The organism is Bacteroides sp. AM16-13 (genome assembly GCF_003602705.1).
GTDB classification, from domain to species: Bacteria; Bacteroidota; Bacteroidia; order Bacteroidales; family Bacteroidaceae; genus Bacteroides; species Bacteroides xylanisolvens.
This window is the reverse complement of sequence record NZ_QTLK01000022.1, coordinates 74,407-99,159: the sequence shown is the minus strand read 5'-3', so window position 1 is coordinate 99,159 and position 24,753 is coordinate 74,407. Positions and strand designations below refer to the sequence as shown.

General features: G+C 42.9%; 21 protein-coding genes. 8 read left to right on the top strand and 13 right to left on the bottom strand.

The annotated features are described in order from the left end of the window. Positions 1 to 12: 12 nt before the first annotated feature. Both ansB and DW173_RS17355 read right to left on the bottom strand, forming a co-directional pair. Positions 13 to 1,071, bottom strand: a complete 1,059-nt coding sequence (ansB, locus tag DW173_RS17360; protein ID WP_004313439.1) for an L-asparaginase 2 — start codon at positions 1,069 to 1,071, stop codon at positions 13 to 15. Between the two features lie 35 nt (positions 1,072 to 1,106). Further along, positions 1,107 to 2,417, bottom strand: a complete 1,311-nt coding sequence (locus tag DW173_RS17355; protein ID WP_004313440.1) for an anaerobic C4-dicarboxylate transporter family protein — start codon at positions 2,415 to 2,417, stop codon at positions 1,107 to 1,109. A 177-nt stretch (positions 2,418 to 2,594) separates the two neighbouring features. Here DW173_RS17355 and DW173_RS17350 point away from each other — a divergent pair, with 177 nt between their 5' ends. Beyond that, positions 2,595 to 4,028 carry an aspartate ammonia-lyase gene (locus tag DW173_RS17350; protein WP_087322673.1) on the top strand — a complete coding sequence of 478 codons (1,434 nt, stop codon included), beginning with the start codon at positions 2,595 to 2,597 and terminating at the stop codon, positions 4,026 to 4,028. Between the two features lie 603 nt (positions 4,029 to 4,631). Here DW173_RS17350 and arsB read toward each other — a convergent pair. From arsB to DW173_RS17315, 7 genes are all read right to left on the bottom strand, one after another. Continuing rightward, positions 4,632 to 5,672: an ACR3 family arsenite efflux transporter gene (arsB, locus tag DW173_RS17345; protein WP_117809659.1), complete on the bottom strand. Its 1,041-nt coding sequence runs from the start codon at positions 5,670 to 5,672 to the stop codon at positions 4,632 to 4,634. Positions 5,673 to 5,685: 13 nt separating this feature from the next. After that, a complete protein-coding gene (gene arsA / locus DW173_RS17340; protein WP_120144866.1) occupies positions 5,686 to 7,401 on the bottom strand; it encodes an arsenical pump-driving ATPase in 1,716 nt (571 codons plus the stop codon). Between the two features lie 4 nt (positions 7,402 to 7,405). Beyond that, a complete protein-coding gene (arsD, locus tag DW173_RS17335; RefSeq protein WP_120144865.1) occupies positions 7,406 to 7,738 on the bottom strand; it encodes an arsenite efflux transporter metallochaperone ArsD in 333 nt (110 codons plus the stop codon). An 18-nt stretch (positions 7,739 to 7,756) separates the two neighbouring features. After that, the gene (locus DW173_RS17330; protein ID WP_008023061.1) at positions 7,757 to 8,464 is read right to left on the bottom strand and encodes an aromatic aminobenezylarsenical efflux permease ArsG family transporter; all 708 of its coding nucleotides are present in this window, start codon (positions 8,462 to 8,464) and stop codon (positions 7,757 to 7,759) included. Between the two features lie 7 nt (positions 8,465 to 8,471). Next, entirely contained in the window at positions 8,472 to 8,900 is a 429-nt protein-coding gene (locus tag DW173_RS17325) for a nitrophenyl compound nitroreductase subunit ArsF family protein (protein WP_120144864.1), read from the bottom strand. 18 nt (positions 8,901 to 8,918) lie between these two features. Continuing rightward, positions 8,919 to 9,152 carry a thioredoxin family protein gene (locus DW173_RS17320; RefSeq protein ID WP_008023059.1) on the bottom strand — a complete coding sequence of 78 codons (234 nt, stop codon included), beginning with the start codon at positions 9,150 to 9,152 and terminating at the stop codon, positions 8,919 to 8,921. 66 nt (positions 9,153 to 9,218) lie between these two features. After that, complete coding sequence (locus DW173_RS17315; RefSeq protein ID WP_008023058.1) at positions 9,219 to 9,527, bottom strand: ArsR/SmtB family transcription factor; 309 nt, start codon at positions 9,525 to 9,527, stop codon at positions 9,219 to 9,221. 1,012 nt (positions 9,528 to 10,539) lie between these two features. Between DW173_RS17315 and DW173_RS17310 the strand changes: the two genes are divergently transcribed. Beyond that, on the top strand, positions 10,540 to 10,971 hold the full coding sequence (locus tag DW173_RS17310) for a hypothetical protein (protein WP_008645724.1): 432 nt from the start codon (positions 10,540 to 10,542) through the stop codon (positions 10,969 to 10,971). 260 nt (positions 10,972 to 11,231) lie between these two features. Continuing rightward, complete coding sequence (locus tag DW173_RS17305) at positions 11,232 to 11,822, top strand: porin family protein (protein WP_120144863.1); 591 nt, start codon at positions 11,232 to 11,234, stop codon at positions 11,820 to 11,822. 8 nt (positions 11,823 to 11,830) lie between these two features. Here the strand turns inward: DW173_RS17305 and DW173_RS23850 are convergent, their stop codons facing one another. After that, positions 11,831 to 11,983, bottom strand: a complete 153-nt coding sequence (locus DW173_RS23850; RefSeq protein WP_153882614.1) for a hypothetical protein — start codon at positions 11,981 to 11,983, stop codon at positions 11,831 to 11,833. A gap of 33 nt (positions 11,984 to 12,016) precedes the next feature. Between DW173_RS23850 and priA the strand changes: the two genes are divergently transcribed. The 3 genes from priA to DW173_RS17290 all read left to right on the top strand — a co-directional run bounded on the left by priA (position 12,017) and on the right by DW173_RS17290 (position 17,106). Beyond that, on the top strand, positions 12,017 to 14,473 hold the full coding sequence (priA, locus tag DW173_RS17300) for a primosomal protein N' (protein ID WP_120144862.1): 2,457 nt from the start codon (positions 12,017 to 12,019) through the stop codon (positions 14,471 to 14,473). A 52-nt stretch (positions 14,474 to 14,525) separates the two neighbouring features. Then, a complete protein-coding gene (locus tag DW173_RS17295) occupies positions 14,526 to 16,322 on the top strand; it encodes a DUF4091 domain-containing protein (protein ID WP_120144861.1) in 1,797 nt (598 codons plus the stop codon). A 313-nt stretch (positions 16,323 to 16,635) separates the two neighbouring features. Continuing rightward, positions 16,636 to 17,106 (top strand): low molecular weight protein-tyrosine-phosphatase, encoded by a 471-nt coding sequence (locus tag DW173_RS17290; protein ID WP_004313447.1) that lies wholly within the window; start codon positions 16,636 to 16,638, stop codon positions 17,104 to 17,106. On the opposite strand, the gene DW173_RS17285 is transcribed toward DW173_RS17290, so the two are convergent. Continuing rightward, positions 17,081 to 19,153, bottom strand: coding sequence for an HD family phosphohydrolase (locus tag DW173_RS17285; protein ID WP_009040594.1), 2,073 nt, complete (start codon positions 19,151 to 19,153; stop codon positions 17,081 to 17,083). The two genes, DW173_RS17290 and DW173_RS17285, sit on opposite strands and share 26 nt — an antisense overlap. Positions 19,154 to 19,247: 94 nt before the next feature. Between DW173_RS17285 and gltX the strand changes: the two genes are divergently transcribed. Further along, the gene (gene gltX, locus DW173_RS17280) at positions 19,248 to 20,765 is read left to right on the top strand and encodes a glutamate--tRNA ligase (protein WP_008645735.1); all 1,518 of its coding nucleotides are present in this window, start codon (positions 19,248 to 19,250) and stop codon (positions 20,763 to 20,765) included. Positions 20,766 to 20,778: 13 nt separating this feature from the next. Then, entirely contained in the window at positions 20,779 to 22,002 is a 1,224-nt protein-coding gene (locus tag DW173_RS17275) for a 3-deoxy-D-manno-octulosonic acid transferase (protein WP_008023052.1), read from the top strand. 142 nt (positions 22,003 to 22,144) lie between these two features. On the opposite strand, the gene DW173_RS17270 is transcribed toward DW173_RS17275, so the two are convergent. Further along, on the bottom strand, positions 22,145 to 22,666 hold the full coding sequence (locus tag DW173_RS17270; protein ID WP_118407974.1) for a gamma carbonic anhydrase family protein: 522 nt from the start codon (positions 22,664 to 22,666) through the stop codon (positions 22,145 to 22,147). 148 nt (positions 22,667 to 22,814) lie between these two features. Next, the gene (locus DW173_RS17265) at positions 22,815 to 24,596 is read right to left on the bottom strand and encodes an aminopeptidase P family protein (RefSeq protein ID WP_087322647.1); all 1,782 of its coding nucleotides are present in this window, start codon (positions 24,594 to 24,596) and stop codon (positions 22,815 to 22,817) included. Positions 24,597 to 24,753: the final 157 nt, after the last annotated feature.

Sequence of the window (24,753 nt, the reverse complement as noted above, 5' to 3'; positions counted from 1 at the left end):
TAGGTCAGGCTTTTAGTATTCGTTAAAATATTGCTGAATTTGTTTCCAGTCAGTTGTTTTGGTTAGTGCAAGCATTAACAAAACGCGTGATTTCTGCGGATTCAGTTCCTGTGAAGCCACAAACTGATATTTGGCGTCGTCTACCTCTGCATCCAGTGTGGTAGGACCTGTCGGGACACGGGAAGAACGAACCACAAGGATTCCTTTCTGACGGGCGTCTGTCAGTACCGGGAAGATATTCTGATGGATATTTCCATTTCCTACTCCTGCATGGATAATGCCTTTGTAGCCGTTGTTGAGCATCGGAGTGACCATATCTGCTTCAATGTTAGAGTAGCTGTATACGATACCTACTTTAGGAAGTGCGTTCAGATGAGTAACATCGAAAACGGATTGGGTGGTATGTTTTTTTAGCGTCACCTGATTATAGAATACTTTTCCGTTCAACACATAACCTAGCGCGCCGGAGTTGGGAGCTTGGAAAGTTTGCACGTCGACCGTGTTCATTTTAACTGTACTCTGTGCTCCAAGGATCAGTCCGTTCATGGCAACCAGTACTCCTTTGTCTTTGGATTCTTTTGCGGCGGCGGTAACTACGGCGTTATAAAGATTCAACGGGCCGTCGGCACTTAGAGCAGTAGACGGACGCATGGCACCTACCAGTACCACCGGTTTGTTGCTTTTAACGGTCAGGTTCAGGAAATAGGCAGTTTCTTCCATCGTATCGGTTCCGTGAGTAATCACGATGCCGTCGATGTCCGGGCGTTTCAATAGTTCATTTATTTTTTTTGCAAGCGTCAGCCAAACCTGGTCGTTCATGTCCTGCGAACCGATTTTGACAATCTGTTCTCCGGTCACGTTGGCGATGTCCTTAATTTCGGGCACGGCATCGAGTAGTGCGCCGATGGCAACTTGTCCTGCTGTGTAGCTGGTTCCGGTAGCTGAACTTCCTGTGCCTGCAATCGTTCCTCCGGTGGCAAGGATATGAATGTTCGGTTTTGCGGCAAATGCCATTGTTACAGAAAATAGTAGTGTGACTACTACCAGTCCAAAGCTTTTGAATTGTTTCATAACTGAATGATGTTTAGGTTAATAATATATGTATATTAAAATATTTGTATAAAGAGCAGTCCCAGGGCAATGGCAACAATCGTCGATACCAAGCCGGGCATCATGAACGAATGATTCAACACATACTTGCCGATTTTTGTTGTCCCGGTACGGTCGAAATTGATGGCGGCCACTACGGTAGGGTAATTCGGAATAAAGAAATATCCGTTTACTGCCGGGAATAGGGCGATCAGCATATAAGGCGAAATCCCCAACGCAATACCCAGAGGCACAAGTGCCCGAACTGTGGCAGCCTGGCTGTATAATAGAATAGACATCACAAACAGCGCGACACCAAACAGCCACGGCATTTGTTGCACGATTCCTTCAATAGAAAGAGTCAGCTGTCCCATGTTTCCCTGAAGGAAGGTATCTCCCATCCAGGCAATACCGAAGATGGCAATCACTGCCTGCATACCTGCCGGAAATACGGAACCTTGCGTTGCTTTGATTCCGTCGGTCTTGGTTACTAACAGGATAATAGCAGCAGCCGATAACATCACGATTTCGATGATGGAAGACATTCCTAATGTAACTATTTCCCCGTCAATCAGGAAACTGGGGCGCATTCCTTCAAAAGAGCCGAAGAGTACGATAAACGCAGTTGCCAATATAAAGATAAGGACGGAAATCATAGCGGAACGTTTGTTCTTCACATCTTTAATCTCTATCTTTTTATTGTTGAATAATCCTTCTTTCAGACGTTTCTGATATTCGGGGTCTTCCACCAGTTCTTTACCGACTTTCATAGAGAATAAAGCACCGACCAACACGCCGACAATGGTAGCGGGAATCGTAATCTTGAGAATGTCGAACAGGGTAATATCGAATCCGGCTAAGAGTCCGAGAAGTGCTACGGTAGCCGCGGAAATCGGGCTGGCTGTAATGGCCTGTTGGGAAGCAATGACAGCAATACCCAACGGACGTTCCGGACGGATTTTGGTTTCGGTGGCAACCTCCGCGATGACCGGCAACACAGAATAGGCGACGTGTCCCGTTCCGGCTACAAAAGTAAACAGGTAAGTCACCAGCGGACTAAGCAAGGTGACGTGTGAAGGATTCTTACGAAGCAAATGTTCTGCCAGTTTCACCATATAGTCCAGTCCGCCGGCCGCCTGCATACAGGAAGCAGCCGAAATCACTGCGGCAATCATTAACATAACGTCGATAGGAGGCGCGGTGGGTTGTAAACCAAAAACGAACGTAAGTATAGCCAACCCAACTCCTCCCATCACGCCGAGGCCGATACCTCCCAAGCGTGCGCCAATAATAATAGCTGTCAGAACAAATGCTAATTGTAATATCATAGAATGTTGTTTTAAGTTCCAAACAAAGATAAGTGATTTCTCTCTTTGTATTTTCTTTTTCTTGTATTAACAACAAAAAAGTCTTTGAATAGTTTTTGCATATTTATTAAAACAATAACTAAACTCATTGGTTATTATAAGAACTAACGAAACTGTTATTATTATAAAACAACCGATATGGAACAAAATTTATCAAAAAAAACTCGTACGGAGAGTGACCTGATAGGTAGTCGTGAAGTGCCGGAAAGTGCACTGTACGGAGTACAGACGCTCCGCGGTATCGAAAACTTTCGCATCAGTAAGTTTCATTTAAATGAGTACCCTTTGTTTATCCAGGCATTGGCTATCACAAAGATGGGAGCCGCCGTTGCCAACCGCGAACTGGACTTATTAACCGAAGAACAAACGGATGCTATCTTGAGAGCTTGTAAAGAAATACTTGAAGGAAAGCATCACGAACAGTTCCCCGTAGATATGATTCAGGGAGGAGCGGGTACTACCACGAACATGAATATCAATGAAGTGGTTGCCAACCGGGCATTGGAATTGATGGGGCATCAGCGCGGAGAGTATCAATACTGTTCGCCTAACGATCATGTCAACCGCTCGCAATCTACCAACGATGCTTATCCCACCGCCATCCACATTGGACTCTATTACACTCATCTGAAATTGGTTAAGCATTTCGAAGTGTTGATAGAGGCTTTCCGGAAGAAAGGAAGTGAGTTTGCGCATGTCATCAAAATGGGACGTACCCAACTGGAAGATGCCGTACCAATGACTCTCGGACAGACCTTCAACGGGTTTGCGAGTATTCTTGAACATGAAGTGAAGAATCTTGACTTTGCCGCACAGGACTTTCTGACTGTCAATATGGGAGCAACGGCCATCGGGACCGGAATCACCGCCGAACCGGAATATGCGGAAAAGTGTATTGCCGCTTTGCGCAAGATTACGGGACTGGATATAAAACTTGCCGATGATTTGGTGGGAGCCACTTCGGACACTTCCTGCATGGTAGGTTATTCGGGAGCGATGAGGCGTATAGCTGTCAAAATGAATAAGATATGCAATGACTTGCGGTTGCTGGCTTCCGGTCCGCGTTGCGGATTGGGCGAAATCAATCTGCCGGCTATGCAACCGGGCTCATCCATCATGCCGGGAAAAGTGAACCCGGTGATTCCTGAAGTGATGAATCAGGTGGCTTATAAGGTGATAGGAAATGATCTTTGTGTGGCCATGAGTGGCGAAGCCGCTCAAATGGAGCTGAATGCAATGGAACCGGTGATGGCACAATGCTGTTTCGAGTCTGCCGACTTGTTGATGAATGGCTTCGATACCTTACGTACGTTATGTATCGACGGCATAACAGCCAATGAAGAAAAATGCCGGAGAGATGTGCACAACAGCATTGGTGTAGTGACAGCCCTGAATCCGGTGATTGGTTATAAAAATTCTACCAAGATAGCTAAAGAAGCATTGGAAACAGGAAAGGGAGTGTATGAACTTGTTTTGGAACATAATATCCTTTCCAAGAAAGATTTGGATACCATTCTGGAACCTGAAAATATGATTAAACCAGTCAAACTGGATATTCATCCCAACCGTTGATAGATAGTAAGTGGGAATCGATTCAATAGGGAAATCGCCGGGCAAGTCACTGATCTGCTCCGGCGATTTTGATTAAATATGAACGGGACATACAGCGGTTTTCTTCTCTTGTGTCATAAAAAAGAGTTAGTGTATAGCGGGCTGTAAAAGAAAAGCTGTACTTTTATGTTGATATAGATTATTGTGCCATTCAAATGGTGGCGAGTAGAAAATGAGTATAAATGTAATTATATCATTTGGTAGATTGGGAACGAGTGGAAAAGGAATGAAATATCTTCCTCCATAAAGTTTAAAAAACATCAAAGTATCTGCCACCTGCAACAAAACGCTTGTAATGTATTAGTAAATAGGCAGTTGGAGCGTTGCAGATACCTGTTGCAGATACGTTGCAGATAAAGTATCTGCAACGTATAATATAACTAAAGAAAAGTCCTTGATTTCTTTATGCAAAGCTATGGGAAGTTCTAGTTATCCTCACGGGAGAGTTATAATAATTCTATATGAAAACTTCAGTTTCCTGCCTTGGATACTCTCGTTTCCCGCCTTGGGAACTGGCGTTTCTTGCCTTGGAAACTGTAGTTTCCCGCCTCGGAACTGTAGTTTCTAGTTCTTTGCTTTAAATTTGCGGCGCATCTTTAACGCATATCTTACTAATAGTATCAATACGGGTACTTCTACCAGTGGCCCGATTACCGCGGCGAAAGCCTCTCCCGAACTGATGCCGAAAACGGCAATAGCCACAGCAATAGCCAATTCAAAATTATTTCCGGTAGCCGTAAATGATACGGATGCGGCTTTTGGGTAATCCGTTCCCATTTTTCGGGTAATAAAAAAGGAAACAAAAAACATGATTCCAAAGTACAACACCAACGGGACTGCTATTATCATCACATCATACGGCAATTTTATGATATATTCTCCCTTGTAAGAGAACATTATCACGATTGTAAACAGCAAGGCCAACAATGTAACCGGGCTGATTTTAGGGATAAATTTCTGGTAATACCAATCCATGCCTTTATTCTTAACCAAGACTAAACGTGTCAGAAATCCAAGAACAAACGGTATTCCTAAATAAATGCCTACACTTTTCGCAATCTCGGACATCGTGATTTGTTGAACGGCGTCGGTTGTTTCCATTCCCACCCATTCAGGGAACACAGATAAGAAGAAATAAGCATATACAGAAAAGAAAAGGACCTGAAAGATGCTGTTAAAAGCGACCAGTCCGGCCGTATATTCGTTGCTTCCTCCTGCAAGTTCGCTCCAAACCAGTACCATGGCGATACATCGTGCAAGACCTATCATAATCAATCCGTACATATATTCGGGGTAATTATGCAGGAAGATGATTGAGAGAACGAACATCAGTATCGGCCCTACCAACCAATTCAACAGAAGTGATACGGTCAGGATTTTCTTATCTTTGAATACGTTGCCTAATTCTTCATATTTCACCTTTGCCAAAGGTGGATACATCATCAGGATAAGCCCTATTGCCAAGGGTATATTCGTCGTTCCGACTTCAAAATGACTCCAAAAGTCTACGATGCCGGGATATAGGTAACCCAATCCTACACCGATAAACATTGCTAAGAAAATCCATACCGTCAAATAACGGTCTAAAAAAGCAAGTTGTTTCATAATCACTCTCTTTTTATTTTGCTCTCCATGCGATTAACGCGGTATTACTGTCTGATAATTTCTTTACTCTGTCGATCCATGGCAACTCACTTTGTGCTTTGGCCTTTAAAAATGGGTTTTGGGTATCAACCAGAGATAAACAGGAGTTTATCACCCACCATTTGTTCTTGATGCCTGCCCGTTGTAAATCTTGCAATAAACGTTCCGCCTCAAAAACAGGGGTTGTTTCCGGAAGTGTTACGATGACAACCTCCGTTTCTTTGGGATTGCGCAAACGTGGCAACAGGTTTGCCACTGCTCCCTTGATTTCTCCCTGCGTCCGTTCTACCTCCTTGTGATAACTTTGCGTTGCATCCAACAATAACAAAGTATGTCCGGTTGGTGCTGTGTCTATTACTACAATTTCCGTATCAGCCTTTTCCACTATATCGGCAAATGCCTTGAATACAGCTATTTCCTGTGTGCAAGGGGAACGCAGATCTTCCTCAATATATTCCATATCTTCGGCCGTCATTTGGTTTTCCCTGGCTTTTGCCCTTACCTCGTTTTTATAAGCCTCCAGAACCTCCGCTTCGTCAATTTTGCTAACGTCGATCCCTGCTTTTATTACAAGTTCATAATTCAAGTGATTGGCCGGGTCTGTTGTTGTCAAATGCACTTTTGCGCCAAGTGCTTTTAGCTTTAGGGCGATATTGGTTGCAACAGTCGTTTTTCCTACGCCCCCTTTTCCCATTGTAAAAATAACCCGTTTGCCGGAAGAAAAAAGGTCATTTACCAAATCATCCAGATTCTTTTCACCCTGCAAAGGCTTGTAATCACCTCCCGGAATAAGGTTATCGCTCGATAACATTTTCCGGATATTTTCTATAGTTGATAAATTGTAGGAACGTAACGGAACGCTATATGCCGGATAATCTTTCAACTCCTCCGGAATGTTCTGTAAAGCCGAAGTTTGTTTTTCGCTTAATAACTTGGAAACTTTGTCGTTATCATCGGGTTGTTGTAACACCCCGTTTATGACAAGTACCTGTTTCTTTATGCCAAGCAAATTCAACTCGTGAGAAGAGCGTGCGGCCTCCTTTAATGGTGCAAGATCCGGGCGGGCAACTAGTATCAGGCTGGTTGCTTTTTCATCGGACAAGGTATTTACAGCCTGTTTATAAATACCTTTTTTTTCTTCCAGTCCCGACAGCTGGCCTAAACAGGATGCACCATGTGTACTTTCACTGATAAACGTACTCCAAGCGGACGGTAATTGTAACATTCTTAGGGTGTGTCCTGTTGGCGCTGTATCAAAAATGATATAATCGTATTCTTTTTCTTTGGTTTTATCGGTGATAAAATCCGAAAACTCATTGAACGCTGCAATCTCTACCGTGCAAGATCCGGACAGTTGTTCTTCCATATTCCGGATCACACTTTCCGGCAATTTCCCACGATAAGGGGAGATTACGCTTTCCCGGTATTCTGCGGCTGCTTTTTCCGGATCAAGATTTACGACCGTCAGGCCGGGCACTTCGGAGATATTCGTACCATGTCCGTTCAGTTCCTGCCCAAACACATCTTGCAAATTAGAGGCTGGATCTGTACTTATCAATAATATCTTTTTGCCAAGATCCGCAAGACCTACGGCCGTAGCGCAAGCGATAGAAGTTTTTCCTACACCGCCTTTACCTGTAAAAAACAAATACTTTGTTAACTGTATGTCTGATAAATTGAAATTCTTCATAATCTCATTGGTTGATAATTGGAATAATGTCTAACTGAATGCCTGTCCACTCGCTCAACTGCTTATTGGTCGGATAACCTTTTGTTACCACGATTTTCCCCTCTACTATGGTGATTGGCAAGCCTTCCGCACCTTCTTTCATCAAATAATCGTTAACCGTTTTATTGCTGACATAAAGCTGCGGCTCGTCCCGTAAATTATGACGCTCGACAACGATCCCCTGTCTTTTGAGGGTTTCCAGTACGGCTGCAATCCTCATAAGGTCAGGATTGATATTCGGGCCACACAATCCGGTAGGACAACACATTGCCGGATCAAAAATCTCGATTCTTTTCATATTCTGTTTTTATTTAATTTATAAGTAATTGATATATGCGTAATAAATGCCGACTGCGATAAACAAAACAGCGACCACTCTGTTAAACCATTTCTGAAATACCTGTATGCGGTTGTAGAATTTGCCTATCCCGGCAACGCTATACGCCAAAATCCAAGCTACCAGAATAACGGGCAGGCCGGTGGCTACCGCATAGACAATAGGCAAAAGGTAGCCTCCCGGTTCTGCTGCCGACATCGGTATAAGCATCCCGAAGTAAAACAGTCCGCTGGTAGGGCAAAATGCCAGAGCGAAAAGCACTCCAAGCAAAAGGCTGCCTAAATTGCCTTTCAGTTTTTCCGCCTTTCCTGTTCCCGAAAATCCGAATTTAGGTAAATTCAAACGATCTCCGAAAAGCATGAATACCCCTACAAATATCAAGACCGGAGCGATTAGTATCTCACCATATTTACTTATACCTTTTTGCAAGGAAAACATGCTTGATCCCTCTTTCAATATAGAAATCAGGATGATCCCTAAAACCGTATAAGCCACAACACGCCCCAAGGTATAAAGCAATCCTCCTAAAAAAATCTTGTTCCGGTTGCCTATATCCTTACTGATAAAGCCTATCGCAGTTATATTGGTAGCTAAAGGGCAAGGACTTATGGCTGTAAGCAAACCGAGCAGGAAAGCGGTTATTACCGGGATATTACTATTATCCAGAAGATTTTGAAGAAAATCCATATAATAGTTATTTTAGCAGTTCATTTATTTTGTTCTTTATACCTTCTTTGAATATGTCCGGTGACCCCTTTGCGTTGGCAAAAGAAAATTCAGTCATGTTATTAACAGTTTCTTTTCCTCCCTTCCAGCCGTTTATATACAAAGACGACCATGTCACCTCATATTTATCCGTAATCGCTTCATTTTGCGGATCTGAAATATCTATAACCTTATACACAACTGCCCCTTTATCGATTTGATTTCTGAAAGTGGCTTCCAACACTTCATTCGTCAGTTGCTCAATCGCACGGCAGGTAACACACCGTTGTTTTCCATGAAAGTAGATTACTTCTACACGATCTCCTTGTGCGGAAACCTCTTGTTTATTTTCTGTTTTTGGCTTCCCGCTACAAGAAAACAGGAGTAAGCTGATAGCAATCAAAAATAAATGTTTCATAGGTACAGTGTTTCTAAGTTATTGTTTCAATAGTTCTTTTACTTCGGCTAAGGATAATTTTCTTCCGGCGGAAACGATCTTTTCGTCAATCACTAATGCCGGCAAACTAAGGATATTATACTCCATAATCTTTAAAATATCTTCCTCTTTAACTAACGTAGCATCTAAATTTAGATCTCTTACAGCCTGTTCTACTGTTACGTACAGAGCTTTACAATTTGCGCAGCCTGTACCCAAAACTTTAATTTCCATATTTTCTATTTTATATATTAAACGTAATTCGCAAAACAACGAACAATAAGTCTAAAAAAGGGGCTGCTATTCACAGCAAGCACCTTTTTTAGAAGCGCAATCGCAAAAGAATTGGGCGAACAACTGTCTGGCTATTTCCCAGTTTTCACGGTTTATGCAATATTTCACTTTGGGCGTTTCTATTTCACCCTGTATCAGTCCAGCGTCTTTTAATTCTTTTAGATGCTGGGAAACGGTTGCTTTAGCGATTGGCAACTCATCGTGGATGTCCCCAAAATAACAGCTTTCTTGCCTTGCAAGAAAATTAAGTATTGCTATTCTGGTGGGATGCCCCAACGCTTTAGCAAAACGAGCAATCTGTTCCTGCTGTTCCATACATTAGTTTCTCTTTTATTTAATGTTCGCAAATATACGAACAATGCTATAAAAAGCAAATCCTATATTCGTGTTTTAACGAACATTCACTGCTTAAATGGTAGAAAGATGATGGTAGCTTGGTTATAAGTTTATCTATAATGCTTTTATTGTCACTACTAATATAGGTGTTATTATACTGTTTCCCATGCATTAATACCTGATTTTCGCACTATTAATATATGATTTTTAGGGAGTTAATACTTGATGCTATAGCTGTTAATACTTTTGGTAATAGTAGATAATGTACTGTATGTCAGAAGATAATGGTTCTGTCTTGGTGTGAGGCATGGTGAGAGTAAAAGTTACTCTCATCTTACTATCATACTTACTCTCATACCTGTAACTCCGATGAATAAAGGCTTTTCAAACGATTGATGAGAGTATGAGAGTAAAATTGCTTATTTATTTTTATTGGTGACGGATTTCAGTAATCAGAAATAAGAAACAGGATTATATTTTATCAAATTCATTTTAATACAGAACTTCCTATATTTATTTCCATATTTCTGCTACCTTTCAAAAAAAACATATATCTTTGTCATACGCTTTCAGCCCATCAGCGTGATGAAACAGGCAGGAAGCGGTTTTTATTTCCTATATGGAGTAAAAGCGTATTATCTCTCACTTTCAGAAATAGCTAATTCAAACAGAGGGAGATGATACGGTAGATACTCCACGTGAACGGATGTATATCAACATATTCGTAAAAGATGTGTTATATATAAACGATTGACGTGGGTGTCTGCTGTTATCATTGTTCTCTGGTCGGTTTAGCTAGCCTTGAAAGTGGATAATGGTACAGCAGCATCTGCGTCTTTCTTGTATTCGGCCGGTTATCAATTACCCCACAATTTAACCTAGCCAATCTCCATCCGGCGGACTGCAAAAAGAGTGGATGCTCGTTGTGCTAATATACATGAATAAAACATTATTCATCCCTTATTGTATCACACATAAAAGAACAAACGCTATGGCACAATGGATTAGTATAGAAGAAGCGGCTGCAAAGTACGGATTCGAGACAGAATATATTTGGGTCTTGATAGAGATAAGAGAAATCACCGTGGACTACCAAAGAGCTGACATCGACATCATCGACGATGAAAGTATTCAGGATTTTATCAACCGAAATAAAAAGGGGATTACATTGATGTATATCGAAAAGTTGGAACGATATTGCATGGATAAATCTCAAGTCTGTTCAATATACGCATCACTTTTAGGCAAACAAGATAAGGAAATCACCATGTATAAAGGAGCTAAATTTTTGTATGATGCACTGCAGGGCAAATGGTTGAAGCAATGTGACCGGGTGCGGCATTTAGAAAAAGAACTTGCATTGGAGCAGACCACTTGCCGTACGTGTTGGCTGAAAAGGTTATGTATGATAATCAGGAAGTAAATTTGATTAACTATCATTTTCCCAAGATTTATAGATGATAGATAGGATGAAAATTGAACTAATAAGAATTTCTTATTAGTCTGTGAGTGTTAGATGAAACTGATGCTCTATTGTAAGTTCAATCTTCAAAAGAGCAAATATAAAGGTATGGGCGTCGGATTAAGTGAACAACAGCGACTTTGAGCGAACAAAAAACCGATAAATTGTGTTTATTTATTCTAATTATATATCTTTGTCCCGAATTATAAACACGTAAATTTATGAAAAAGATTTTTGGTGCTTTAATGATTGCCGTATGTATCGGTATGGCGATGCCTGCCCAGGCGCAAATACACTTTGGTGTAAAAGGAGGTTTGAACTTGTCGAAGGCGAGTTTCTCTAATGTGAGCGAAAACTTTAAGAAGGATAATTTTACCGGTTTCTTTATTGGTCCGATGGCCGAGTTTAATATTCCAATCGTAGGGTTGGGAGTAGATGCTGCTTTGCTTTTTGCTCAAAGAGGTATAAAGGTTTCTGAAGGAAACGAGGATTATACTGTAAAGCAAAACGGTATTGATATTCCTGTAAACCTGAAATATACAATCGGTTTGGGAAGTATGGCTGGTATTTATTTCGCTGCAGGTCCTGATTTTTATTTCGATTTTGCGGGAAATAAAACGATTGAAGGCGTAAAAACTGACAAGAAGAAAGCCGAAGTCGGCATTAACGTTGGCGCGGGTGTGAAATTGCTCAATCATTTGCAGGTTGGTGCCAATTATAACATCCCGTTGGGAGACACTGCCAAATTTGAAGGAATAGATGGTTCTTATAAGACTAAGACTTGGCAGGTATCTGTTGCCTATATTTTTTAAATAGTCTGTCATTTTACATCGTATATAAAAAAGAGTTTCCGGTGAACGGGAACTCTTTTTTTGTTCGGGGGCTGCCCTGTTGCAGCCTCGAAACTGTTTCTGCCCAATCCTGCCTTAAGAAGCGTTTTTCTTTTGAGTGTTCTCTCTTCCTTCTTTTTCATTCCCCATTTTTTTATTGTATTTTTGTACCTGCAATGAAAAAATATGTAGATGTCATATTACCGCTTCCGCTTCCGAAGAGTTTCACTTACTCTTTGCCGGACGAATGTGCGGAAGATGTGAAGATAGGCTGCCGTGTGGTAGTTCCTTTCGGGCGAAAGAAGTTTTATACGGCTATCGTCCTTAACGTTCATTATTGTGCTCCAACGGAGTACGAAGTGAAAGATATATCTGCATTGCTGGATGCTTCTCCCATTTTACTACCCGTTCAGTTCAAATTTTGGGAATGGATAGCCGATTACTATCTCTGTACACAGGGAGATGTGTATAAAGCGGCACTTCCTTCCGGCCTGAAGCTGGAGAGTGAAACGATTGTTGAATATAATCCCGATTTTGAGGCGGATGCGCCATTGCCGGAACGGGAACAACGCATTTTGGATTTACTTGCCGTAGATACGCAGCAGTCTGTCACTAAACTGGAGAAAGATAGCGGCATAAAAAACATTCTTACTGCCATCAAGTCCCTGCTCGATAAAGAAGCTATTTTTGTAAAGGAAGAATTGAAACGTACTTATAAGCCTAAGACAGAGGCACGAGTACGGCTTGCGGGTACAGCAGATGAAAAGCAACTCCATATTCTGTTTGATATTCTGTCTCGTGCTCCGAAGCAACTGGCGTTGCTCATGAAGTATGTAGAGTATTCAGGTATTTTAGGAACCGGAACTCCGAAAGAAGTCTCCAAGAAAGAATTGTTGCAACGGGCTAATGTGGCCCCTTCGGTACTGAACGGACTGGTGGATAAGAAGATTTTCGAAATCTACTATCACGAAATCGGACGGTTGAATAAACAGGAGAAAGAAGTGGTCGAGCTGAACGCCTTGAACGAGTTTCAGCAACGGGCACATGATGAAATCGTTCAGTCTTTCCAGGAGAAAAACGTGTGTCTGCTTCATGGAGTAACGTCCAGTGGGAAGACGGAAGTGTATATTCATCTGATCGAAGAAACGATTCGTCAGGGAAAACAAGTCTTATATTTGTTGCCGGAGATTGCCTTGACTACTCAAATTACAGAGCGTCTGCAACGTGTCTTCGGTGCTCGCCTGGGGATCTACCATTCTAAATTCCCCGATGCCGAACGGGTTGAAATATGGCGGAAACAACTGGGAGAGAATGGGTATGATATTATCCTGGGTGTTCGCTCTTCCGTGTTTCTTCCTTTCCGAAATCTGGGATTGGTGATTGTGGACGAAGAGCACGAAAATACGTATAAGCAACAAGATCCTGCTCCCCGCTATCATGCCCGTAGCGCAGCGATTGTACTGGCTGCCATGTACGGAGCTAAAACTTTGTTGGGAACGGCTACCCCCTCTATCGAGTCGTGGCAGAATGCAGGGGAGGGGAAATATGGTTTTGTACAACTGAAAGAACGATATAAAGAAATTCAATTGCCGGAGATTATTCCGGTGGATATAAAGGAATTGCATCGCAAAAAGAGGATGGTGGGACAATTCTCACCGCTCTTGATACAATACATGAAAGAGGCTTTGGAACAGGAAGAGCAAGTGATTCTCTTTCAGAACCGTCGTGGGTTTGCTCCGATGGTGGAGTGTCGTACCTGCGGTTGGGTGCCCAAGTGTAAGAATTGCGACGTGAGCCTTACCTATCATAAAGGAATCAATCAGCTAACCTGTCATTATTGCGGTTATACCTACCAACTGCCGAAATCCTGCCCTGCCTGCGAAGGTACGGAACTGGTGAACCGTGGCTTTGGTACGGAAAAGATTGAAGATGACATTAAAATTCTTTTTCCCGAAGCGGCAGTGGCACGAATGGACTTGGATACCACACGCACCCGCTCTGCTTATGAAAAGATTATTGCGGATTTCGAACAGGGAAAGACGGATATATTGATCGGTACGCAGATGGTTTCGAAAGGATTGGATTTCGATCATGTCAGTATTGTAGGTATACTGAATGCCGATACGATGCTGAATTATCCGGATTTCCGTTCCTATGAACGGGCTTTCCAGTTGATGGCGCAAGTAGCGGGACGTGCCGGACGTAAGAACAAGCGGGGTAGGGTGGTGCTGCAAACCAAGAGCATCGAGCATCCTATCATTCATCAGGTCATTGCCAATGATTATGAAGACATGGTAGGCGGGCAGTTGGCGGAACGGCAGATGTTCCATTATCCTCCTTATTACCGGTTGGTATATGTTTATCTGAAAAATCATAATGAAGCATTGCTGGATCAGATGGCGGTAGTGATGGCGGATAAGCTGCGGGCGGTATTTGGCAATCGGGTGTTGGGGCCGGATAAACCTCCTGTTGCCCGTATCCAAACGTTGTTTATCAAAAAGATTGTCGTCAAGATTGAGCAGAACGCTCCGATGGGACGTGCCCGGGAGTTGATGTTGCGCATCCAACGGGAGATGTTGGAAGATGAACGCTATAAATCTTTGATTGTCTATTATGATGTAGACCCCATGTGATTGAATATTTTTTCCCCCTAATAAAAACCTTTAATCATTTAATTAACTAACCATGAAACGACTTTCTATTTTTTCCCTGACTTGTCTCTTTAGCGTAGGCGCAGTTTTTGCCCAGCAAGGAGTCACTCAATGTGGTGTTCCGACAGGACAACCGAAGTTCCCTTTACTGACTTATCAGGAATTGCCCGACCCTGCTGCGCCGTCTGATAAAGAATGGGCGGCAGTGACAACAACACAAGTGTCTTGGGGTACAACAGACGTCCGGTACGCAAAACACGGGCTTCCCCGGTTGAAGAACCAGCAAACGGTTGCTTTGAAAGGCTGGCGTGGTGAACGTGTGAACGCGCAAGCGGTTGTATGGACAGGTGTAGAACTGAAAGACCTGAATTTCAGCTTTGGTGATTTCAAAGACAAGAAAGGAAACGTTCTTCCCCAAGATGCATTCACCGGCGGTTTTGTTCGTTATGTGATGACGGACGAATTGAACAAAGACGGCAGAGGTGCTTGCGGACATCGGAAAGCGGTGGATTATGATTCATTATTAGTGGCCGATCCGATTGATACCAATCTGAAAACGATGGCTTTGCCTGCCCGCACAGTTCAACCTGTCTGGGTGCAATGTTGGATTCCTCAATCGGCTGTTCCCGGAACGTATAAAGGGGAGTTGCTAATCAACGACGGCTCTCGTCTGTTGCAACGCCTGAATCTGGAAATTACGGTTTCTTCTCGCGAACTTCCGGCGCCTTCGGAGTGGGCTTACCACTTGGATTTGTGGCAAAGTCCCTATGCAGTGGCACGTTACTATCAGGTTCCTCTATGGAGTCAGGAGCATTTAGACGCCATGCGTCCTTTGATGAAAATGCTGGCAGATGCCGGACAAAAGATTATCACGGCTACTTTGACGCACAAACCCTGGAACGGTCAGACGGAAGATTATTTTGATACAATGGTTACCTGGATGAAACGGGCGGACGGCACATGGTCTTTCGACTATACCATTTTCGACCGTTGGGTAGAATTTATGATGAGTGTGGGCATTGACAAACAGATCAACTGTTATTCAATGGTTCCCTGGGAGTTGTCATTCCAGTATTACGATCAGGCAACCAACTCTCTGAAATTTGTGAAAACAGCACCGGGCGAGGAGGCTTACGAAGAGATGTGGGTAGCAATGCTTTCGTCTTTCTCCAAGCACCTGAAAGAAAAAGGATGGTTCGATATCTGCGCTATTGCAATGGATGAACGTCCGATGGAAGTGATGCAGAAGACCTTGAAGGTGATTCGTAAAGCAGATCCGGATTTTAAAGTTTCGTTGGCAGGAAATTACCATGCGGAGATTGAGCCCGATTTGTATGATTACTGCATTGTAATCGGACAGAACTTCCCCGAAGAAGTACGCCTCCGCCGTGTGGCAGAAAACAAGCGTACCAACTATTACACCTGCTGTACGGAAGCTCACCCCAATACATTTACTTTCTCCGATCCTGCAGAAGCTGTCTGGATAAGTTATTATTCTTCTAAGAAACACCTGGACGGTTATTTGCGTTGGGCATACAACAGCTGGCCATTGGAACCGCTGCTCGATTCCCGTTTCCGCAGTTGGGCAGGTGGAGATACGTATCTTGTATATCCGGGAGCGCGTAGCTGTATCCGTTTCGAACGCTTGATTGAAGGAATTCAGGCGCACGAGAAGATAAATATCCTCCGTCAGGAATTTGAGAAAAAGGGAAATAAAGCCGGATTAAAGAAAATAGAGAAAATGCTTGCTCCGTTCAACTTGGGTAGTATGCCGGAAACCCCGGCAGCAGTAACCGTGAACCGGGCAAATCAAATACTGAACTCATTGTAAATGATTGTTCGTTAAATGGGAATTTATCGGTTAAATGAGAATTTATCAGTTAGGCTGAAAGCCTTACTTATATATTTATTGGGGTGCCCTGAAAGGGCTTAATTATATAGCGTAGGGCAACGCCCTACGAAAAAGACACACCAGCCACAAGCCCTGAAAGGGCGGAACTGTATACAATTATGCCCTTTCAGGGCGCAAATTCAGATTGTCGTTTTTACGTAGGGCGTTGCCCTACGCTATATAATTAAGCCCTTTCAGGGCACTCCTCAAAATTATCATTTGACTTATTCTTGAATCTGTTAAAACTGAAATTATGAAAAAGATATTGTTTGTCTGCCTTGGAAATATCTGCCGTAGCTCTACGGCTGAAGGCGTGATGCTTCATTTGATAAAAGAAGCGGGATTGGAAAAAGAGTTTGTGATAGATTCCGCCGGAATCTTGTCTTATCATCAGGGCGAACTGCCGGACAGCCGGATGCGTGCTCACGCGGCTCGTCGCGGTTATCAACTGGTGCATCGTTCGCGCCCCGTCCGTATAGAAGATTTCTATCATTTTGATTTGATAATCGGTATGGACGACCGGAATATAGACGACCTGAAAGACAAAGCACCTTCTCCCGAAGAATGGAAAAAGATTCATCGCATGACAGAGTACTGCACCCGTATTCCTGCAGATCATGTCCCCGACCCCTATTATGGAGGGGCTGAAGGATTTGAATATGTACTCGATGTGTTGGAAGACGCTTGCGCCGGCCTGCTTACTTCTTTAACTCCGGATAGCTGATTCGGGTATGATAAGCAATCTTTAGTTTTTCCTTGAATACAGCTTTCACAGTTGCTATATCCTTGAAAGTGATAGGACATTCTTTAAAGTAACCTTCAGTAACCTGCGAGTCGATAATTTTGTCGACCAGGTTGCTGATTGTTTCTTCCGTATATTCCGGAAGACTGCGCGAGGCAGCTTCCACAGCATCCGCCATCATCAGGATAGCCTGCTCTTTGGTAAACGGATTCGGTCCGGGGTAAGTGAACAATTCTTCATTCGGCTCTTCGTCCGGATGCTCGTTCTTCCAGGAAATATAGAAATATTTTGTTTTTCCCCGTCCGTGATGAGTGCTGATAAAATCTTTGACCGCTTTAGGTAGATTGTGTTTATCCGCCAGTTTCAATCCATCCGTCACATGGCTGATAACGACCTGTGCACTTTGTTCGTAATTCAAATTCTTATGCGGATTAACCCCTCCCGACTGATTCTCTGTAAAGAAAGCCGGATTTTCCATCTTCCCGATATCGTGATACAAAGCCCCCGTACGTACTAACTGGCTTTTTGCTCCAATGCGGATAGCGGCTTCCGCTGCCAGATTAGCCACCTGCATGGAATGTTGGAAGGTTCCGGGAACCGTTTCAGACATCTGCCGCAAAAGATCGTTATTGATATTCGAAAGTTCCACCAAAGTAACATTGGAAGTAAATCCGAAAGTCTTTTCCAATAAGAATAATAAAGGATAAGTGAATAATAACAGGATTCCGTTAATGATAAAGTAAGTGTACATACGTATATTCAACTTCGAAAAGTCGGTGGAAAGACCATTCTCCGTCATCAGTTCGAAAGCAAAATAAATGGCTGCATAAGTCAGTATCACTAATAAGGCCGTTCGGAAAAGCTGGGATCTCTGCGATAGTTCCCTTAGGCTGAATATCGCCACTAATCCCGCTGCCAACTGCGTCAGAATAAACTCATGAGGGAAGCGCAAGGAGATGGAGCATATCAATATAGTGATGACATGCGTCAGAAAAGCGGTTCTCGAATCAAGAAAGACACGGATGATAATCGGCAGCATCGCGTAGGGGATGATGTACACATTAAATATATTATGTGTCACCATGAAAGCCGTTATGACGCTGTAGAACACAATCAGGGTGAATAGTAACGACAGACTGCCTTTCCGTTGATAATAGTCTTTCCGGAATAAATCGAGATAAAGCATGAAACAAAGCATCAGCATACCCACAAACAGAACCTGACCACCGAGAATCAAACGGTTTTGTCCCATAGACTCGTTGCGTTTGATGGATTCTTTGCGCAATGATTCGAGGATATTATAGGTATGCGGACTAACGATCTCTCCACGGTCGATAATCTTCTGCCCGCTGACTACCAGTCCGTTTGCCCAGGAATAATTATTTAATATCTCCTCTTTGGCGGCCTGGGTGCGCTCCTCGTCAAAAGTGAGGTTGGGAGTAATGTATTCGTTCAGCGCGCATTGCCTTAATACTTCCCGGTTGAAATGGGTCGAGTCTGCTGTCAGCAGGTGTTCATACGCTTTCTTTACCGTGTAAATGTTTTCGGTAGCCTGCGGGTTGGCAAGTTTATCGTCAATCACCATGACGGATGAAGTGCTGTCTTTTTGAAGCTGTTGTATATTCTCTGTCGATACGATACCTGCCTGATAGATTTCTTTTAAGGTACGCTCGATATACCGTAAATAATCAATGGAAGGAAGAATACCTTTCAGATTGGTATGATAATTCTCTTTCAACTTGGCGATTGCGTCTTTCTCGATGTTTTTATCCAGTTGGTAATAAGGTTGGAAGAAAGCCATCAGACTGTCCTGCTCTCTTTTTACTACCGCATCCTCTTTATAAATAGGAAAGTCGAAAGTAGCGATCAGCTGCCCATATTTCCAGGGCTTATTGATGTCAAACTGGTAATTGAATTTTCCGTCACGTGGCAGGAAATAGACAATCAGCGTCACAGTGCCCACAAATAGCAGTGATTTATATAGTAAATCTCTCCATGAAAAACTTTTTTTCTTCTTCAAATGTTCCATATCCACTGAAATTTTTGCGAAAAGTACAAAAAAAAACAATAGTGTGGAAAAAAAGGTTTAATTTTGCCACGATTTACCTATACTAACCCAAATTATGGCAGAAAGAAAAGTAAGAGTTCGTTTTGCTCCAAGTCCTACGGGAGCACTGCACATCGGTGGTGTGCGTACAGCTTTGTATAATTATCTATTTGCGCGTCAACACGGCGGAGACTTGATATTTCGTATTGAAGATACTGATTCTAACCGGTTTGTTCCGGGAGCGGAAGAGTATATACTCGAATCTTTTAAGTGGTTGGGTATCCACTTTGATGAAGGAGTGAGCTTCGGTGGTGAATGTGGTCCGTACCGCCAGTCGGAGCGCCGCGAAATCTACAAAAAATATGTGCAGGTTTTGCTGGAAAATGGAAAAGCATACATCGCTTTTGATACTCCGGAGGAACTGGACGCTAAGCGTGCTGAAATTGCTAACTTCCAATATGACGCATCTACTCGCGGAATGATGCGCAACTCATTAACCATGCCGAAGGAAGAAGTGGATGCACTGATTGCTGAAGGCAAACAATACGTCGTTCGTTTCAAAATCGAACCGAATGAAGACGTACATGTGAATGACCTGATTCGTGGCGAAGTTATTATCAACTCATCCATTCTGGATGATAAAGTGCTTTATAAATCGGCTGATGAACTGCCGACTTACCATCTGGCAAATATCGTGGACGACCATTTGATGGGAGTTTCCCACGTGATTCGTGGTGAAGAATGGCTGCCTTCCGCTCCTTTGCATGTGTTGTTGTACCGTGCTTTCGGCTGGGAAGATACAATGCCGGAATTTGCCCACCTGCCTTTATTGCTGAAACCGGAGGGTAATGGAAAATTAAGCAAACGTGACGGTGACCGTCTCGGATTCCCTGTATTCCCGTTGGAATGGCACGATCCGAAATCGGGAGAAATCTCTTCAGGTTATCGTGAATCGGGGTATCTGCCGGAAGCAGTGATTAATTTCCTTGCTTTATTGGGATGGAACCCGGGCAATGACCAGGAAGTGATGTCAATGGACGAATTGATTAAATTGTTTGATCTTCACCGTTGCAGCAAGTCGGGTGCCAAGTTCGACTATAAAAAGGGAATATGGTTCAACCATCAATATATACAGCAGAAACCTAACGAAGAAATTGCGGAACTGTTCTTGCCTTTCCTGAAAGAACATGGTGTAGAAGCTCCTTTCGAAAAGGTGGTGACTGTGGTTGGCATGATGAAAGATCGGGTAAGTTTCATTAAAGAACTGTGGGACGTATGTAGCTTCTTCTTCGTTGCTCCTACCGAATATGATGAAAAGACGGTGAAGAAACGTTGGAAAGAAGACTCTGCAAAATGTATGACCGAATTGGCAGAAGTGATTGCCGGCATTGAAGACTTTAGTATTGAAGGACAGGAAAAAGTCGTTATGGACTGGATTGCGGAGAAAGGTTATCATACTGGTAATATCATGAATGCTTTCCGTCTGACATTAGTGGGTGAAGGAAAAGGCCCGCACATGTTCGATATTTCCTGGGTATTGGGCAAAGAGGAGACGATAGCTCGCATGAAACGTGCGGTAGAGGTTTTGAAGTAATCGACACAGTACTATGCTTTACGACCTGGCAATAGTCATTTATGACTTTATCGTCCATTTGGCTGCTCCGTTTAGCCGTAAGCCCCGAAAGATGATGAAAGGGCATTGGGTAGTGTATGAACTCCTGCGGCAGCAAGTGGAGAAAGGGGAACAGTATATTTGGTTTCATGCTGCTTCACTGGGAGAGTTTGAACAAGGGCGCCCTCTGATAGAAATGATTCGTGCGAAGTATCCTAACTATAAGATATTGCTGACATTTTTCTCTCCTTCCGGTTACGAGGTGCGTAAGCATTACCGGGGGGCGGATATTGTCTGCTATCTGCCGTTTGATAAACCGCGGAATGTGAAAAAGTTCCTGGATATTGCAAATCCTTGCATGGCGTTCTTTATCAAATATGAGTTTTGGAAGAATTATCTGGATGAGCTTCACAAACGCCGTATTCCGGTATATAGTGTATCGTCTATCTTCCGTCGCGAACAAATATTCTTTAAATGGTACGGTGGAACTTATCGCAATGTATTGAAAGATTTCGATCATCTGTTTGTTCAGAATGAGGCATCCAAACGTTACTTGTCGAAAATCGGTATCAGCCGTGTGACAGTAGTGGGAGATACCCGTTTTGACCGCGTGTTACAAATCCGTGAAGAGGCTAAAGAACTCCCGTTGGTAGAGAAATTTAAAGGAACCAATTCCTTTACTTTTGTTGCCGGAAGCTCATGGGGACCTGACGAAGATTTATTCCTCGAATATTTCAATAACCATCCGGAAATGAAACTGATTATTGCTCCGCATGTGATTGACGAGAATCATCTGGTTGAAATCATCGGTAAATTGAAACGTCCGTATGTGCGCTATACCCGTGCCGACGAAAGGAATGTATTGAAAGCGGATTGTCTTATTATAGACTGTTTCGGACTGCTGTCCTCTATTTACCGTTATGGCGAAATAGCTTATATCGGTGGTGGTTTCGGAGTCGGTATTCATAACACATTGGAAGCGGCTGTATATGGTATTCCGGTGATTTTCGGACCGAAGTATCAGAAATTTATGGAAGCCGTTCAATTGCTCGAAGCAAAAGGCGCTTATTCCATCAAAGATTATGATGAACTGAAAACTTTGCTGGATCGTTTCCTGGCAGATGAATTGTTCTTGCGTGAAACCGGAACAAATGCAGGTTATTATGTGACTAGTAATGCCGGAGCTACAGAAAAGATTATGCACATGATTAATTTTTGATTAGAGGAAATAGTGTCGAAAAGAGGTGAATCCAATGAATTCGCTTTTTGTAAAAAAACGGCTTTATAAAAAATCTTATAAAAACAGCGGGATGTTCTTTCATTAGAATGTCCCGCTGTTTTTATTAACTTGTTAGAGTCTGCTATTTATCTTCCTTATACCATTGCGAATACATCAAATAATTGTGAGCAATCTTCTGATTCAGTTCTTTGGCTTGTTCAGGATCTACCTTTTTAATGAATTTCGCGGGTACCCCTCCCCAAATGCTTCCCGGCTCAATGATGGTATTGCTTAATACCAGCGAACCGGCGGCAACGATTGCTCCTTCGCCAACTACGACGTGATCCAGGACGGTTGACCCCATCCCTACCAATGCATAATCTTTGATGGTCGCCCCATGAATGGTGACATTATGCCCAACGGATACGTGATCGCCAATTTCAATAGTCGATTTCTGATATAACGTATGCAAGACACTTCCATCCTGAATGTTGACACCATTGCCGATTCGTATGGAGTTGACGTCACCTCTTAATACCGTATTAAACCAAATGCTACAATCATTTCCTATTTTTACATCTCCTATAATAGTTGCATTATCTGCGAGGAAGCAGTTTTCTCCGATTTCGGGAGCAAAACCCCGTACTGATTTAATTAAAGCCATATAATATTTGTTTCTAATAAAGTTTTTTATTTAATGCAGTTCTATGTTGTACGACACCCGGGTGTCGTGATGGCTGAGACCCGGGTCTTGGATAGTCTGACACCCGGGTCTCAGTATGCTTGACACCCGGGTGTCAGACAAGTTCTGTTTAAAGGGAAGCAGTCGCCTCTTGTAACCAAACTTTTTCTTCTTCGTTAAGATCCGGTGACAACTTCTCGTAGACAGTCTGATGGTAATTGTTTAACCATTCAATTTCTTCATTTGTCAGCATCTCCTTGATGATCCCTTTTTTGCAGATTGGGCATAAAGTGATAGTTTCAAACTTAAGATATTCTCCAAACATTCCCTCTCCATCTTTGCAAACCAACGTCAGGTTCTCCGTACGTATCCCGTGACTGCCTGCTTTATAAACACCAGGTTCATTGGAAGTAACCATGCCGGGCTGCAAAATGACAGGATTCTCATTCATACGAATGCTTTGCGGACCTTCGTGTACACTCAGGAAATGTCCGACGCCATGTCCTGTGCCATGAAGAAAATTCATTCTGTGGTTCCAGATAGGCATACGAGCTAGTACATCGAGCTGGGCTCCACGGGTTCCGGCAGGGAATTTGGCCATAGCCAACGCGATGTGTCCTTTTAATATAAGGGTATAATCCGTTTTTTCTTCTTCTGTAAGTTCGCCTAAGGCAATGGTTCGGGTGATGTCAGTGGTTCCGTCCAGATATTGGGCTCCTGAATCTAAGAGTAAGAACCCTCTGGGCTGAAGAGTCACATCACTTTCTGGGGTAGCCGAATAATGTACGATTGCCCCATGTTCTTTATATCCTGCAATCGTGTCGAAACTTTCCCCCATGTAGAGAGGCTGTGCAGCCCTAAACTCATGCAACTTTTTATCTATACTTAATTCTGTCTCTTTTCCGGTAGATACGGATTCTTCCAGCCATTTGAGGAATTTGACGAGTGCTACTCCATCCCGTTGCATGGCAGCGTGGATGCCGGCGATCTCCTGCTCATTGCGAATCGCTTTCAATAATGCGACAGGCGACTCTCCACGAAGAATAGAACATTGCGGATTAATAGATGAATAGATAGAATAATTTGTTTTTCGTGGATCAATCAGAATGTTTTTTCCCGGAAAAGAATTCAGGAATGTCTCTACCTCATCATACTTCTGTATCCCAATCTGCCGTTCCTTTAGATAAGTCTCTACCTCTGCCGTCACTTTCTCCGGTGAAATAAAATAAGTCACTTCATCCTGTGTGATTAACAGGTAACTTACTATGACCGGATTGCAATGTACATCGTTTCCTCGCAAATTGAGAGTCCATGCGATCTCGTCGAGTGCGGATATGAATAAAGCATAGACACCTTTCTTTTTCAACTCCGTACGGATGGCGGATATTTTCTCTTCGCAGCTTTTCCCTGCATATTTGATATCATAAATAAAGGCAGGAGAATCAGGCATGGCGGGCCGGTCTTTCCAAATGCTACTCAATGGATCTCCAAATATGTCGACCTGTAACTGATGTGCCGCCAGTTCTTCTTTCATCTGTTCGACCTGTTGCACAGAGAACATTTTCCCGTCGATACTTGCAGATTCTCCAGGTTTTAAGTGTTGGCAGAGAAATTCTGTAATACTGGGAGTCTCCGGCAGCATCTCTTTATATAAGGTAATGCCGCTGCCCTCCAATTCCTTCGTAGCTTGCAGAAAATAACGTGAGTCGGTCCATAATCCTGCTTTATCCATCAGGATGACCGCTGTTCCGGCAGAACCAGTAAAACCGGAAATCCACTCGCGTGACATCCAGTGGGGAGCCACATATTCACTAAGATGAGGGTCGGTGCTGGGAATAATGAACGCTTTGATAGAATTGGGATGAAAGGTCATGCGCAGTGCATGCACTCGCTCTTTTATGCTCTGTTTCATACTTTATTATATTATTATAGACATGTAAGTGTTTCAAAGGTACTAACTTTCTGCATTTAATAACTTGTTTATGAATAGTTTTTGAGAAATATTTGCCGAAAGTTTTGTGAATAAAGAAAGTATGTGTAATTTTGCGGCGCAATTTGACTGCGGAATT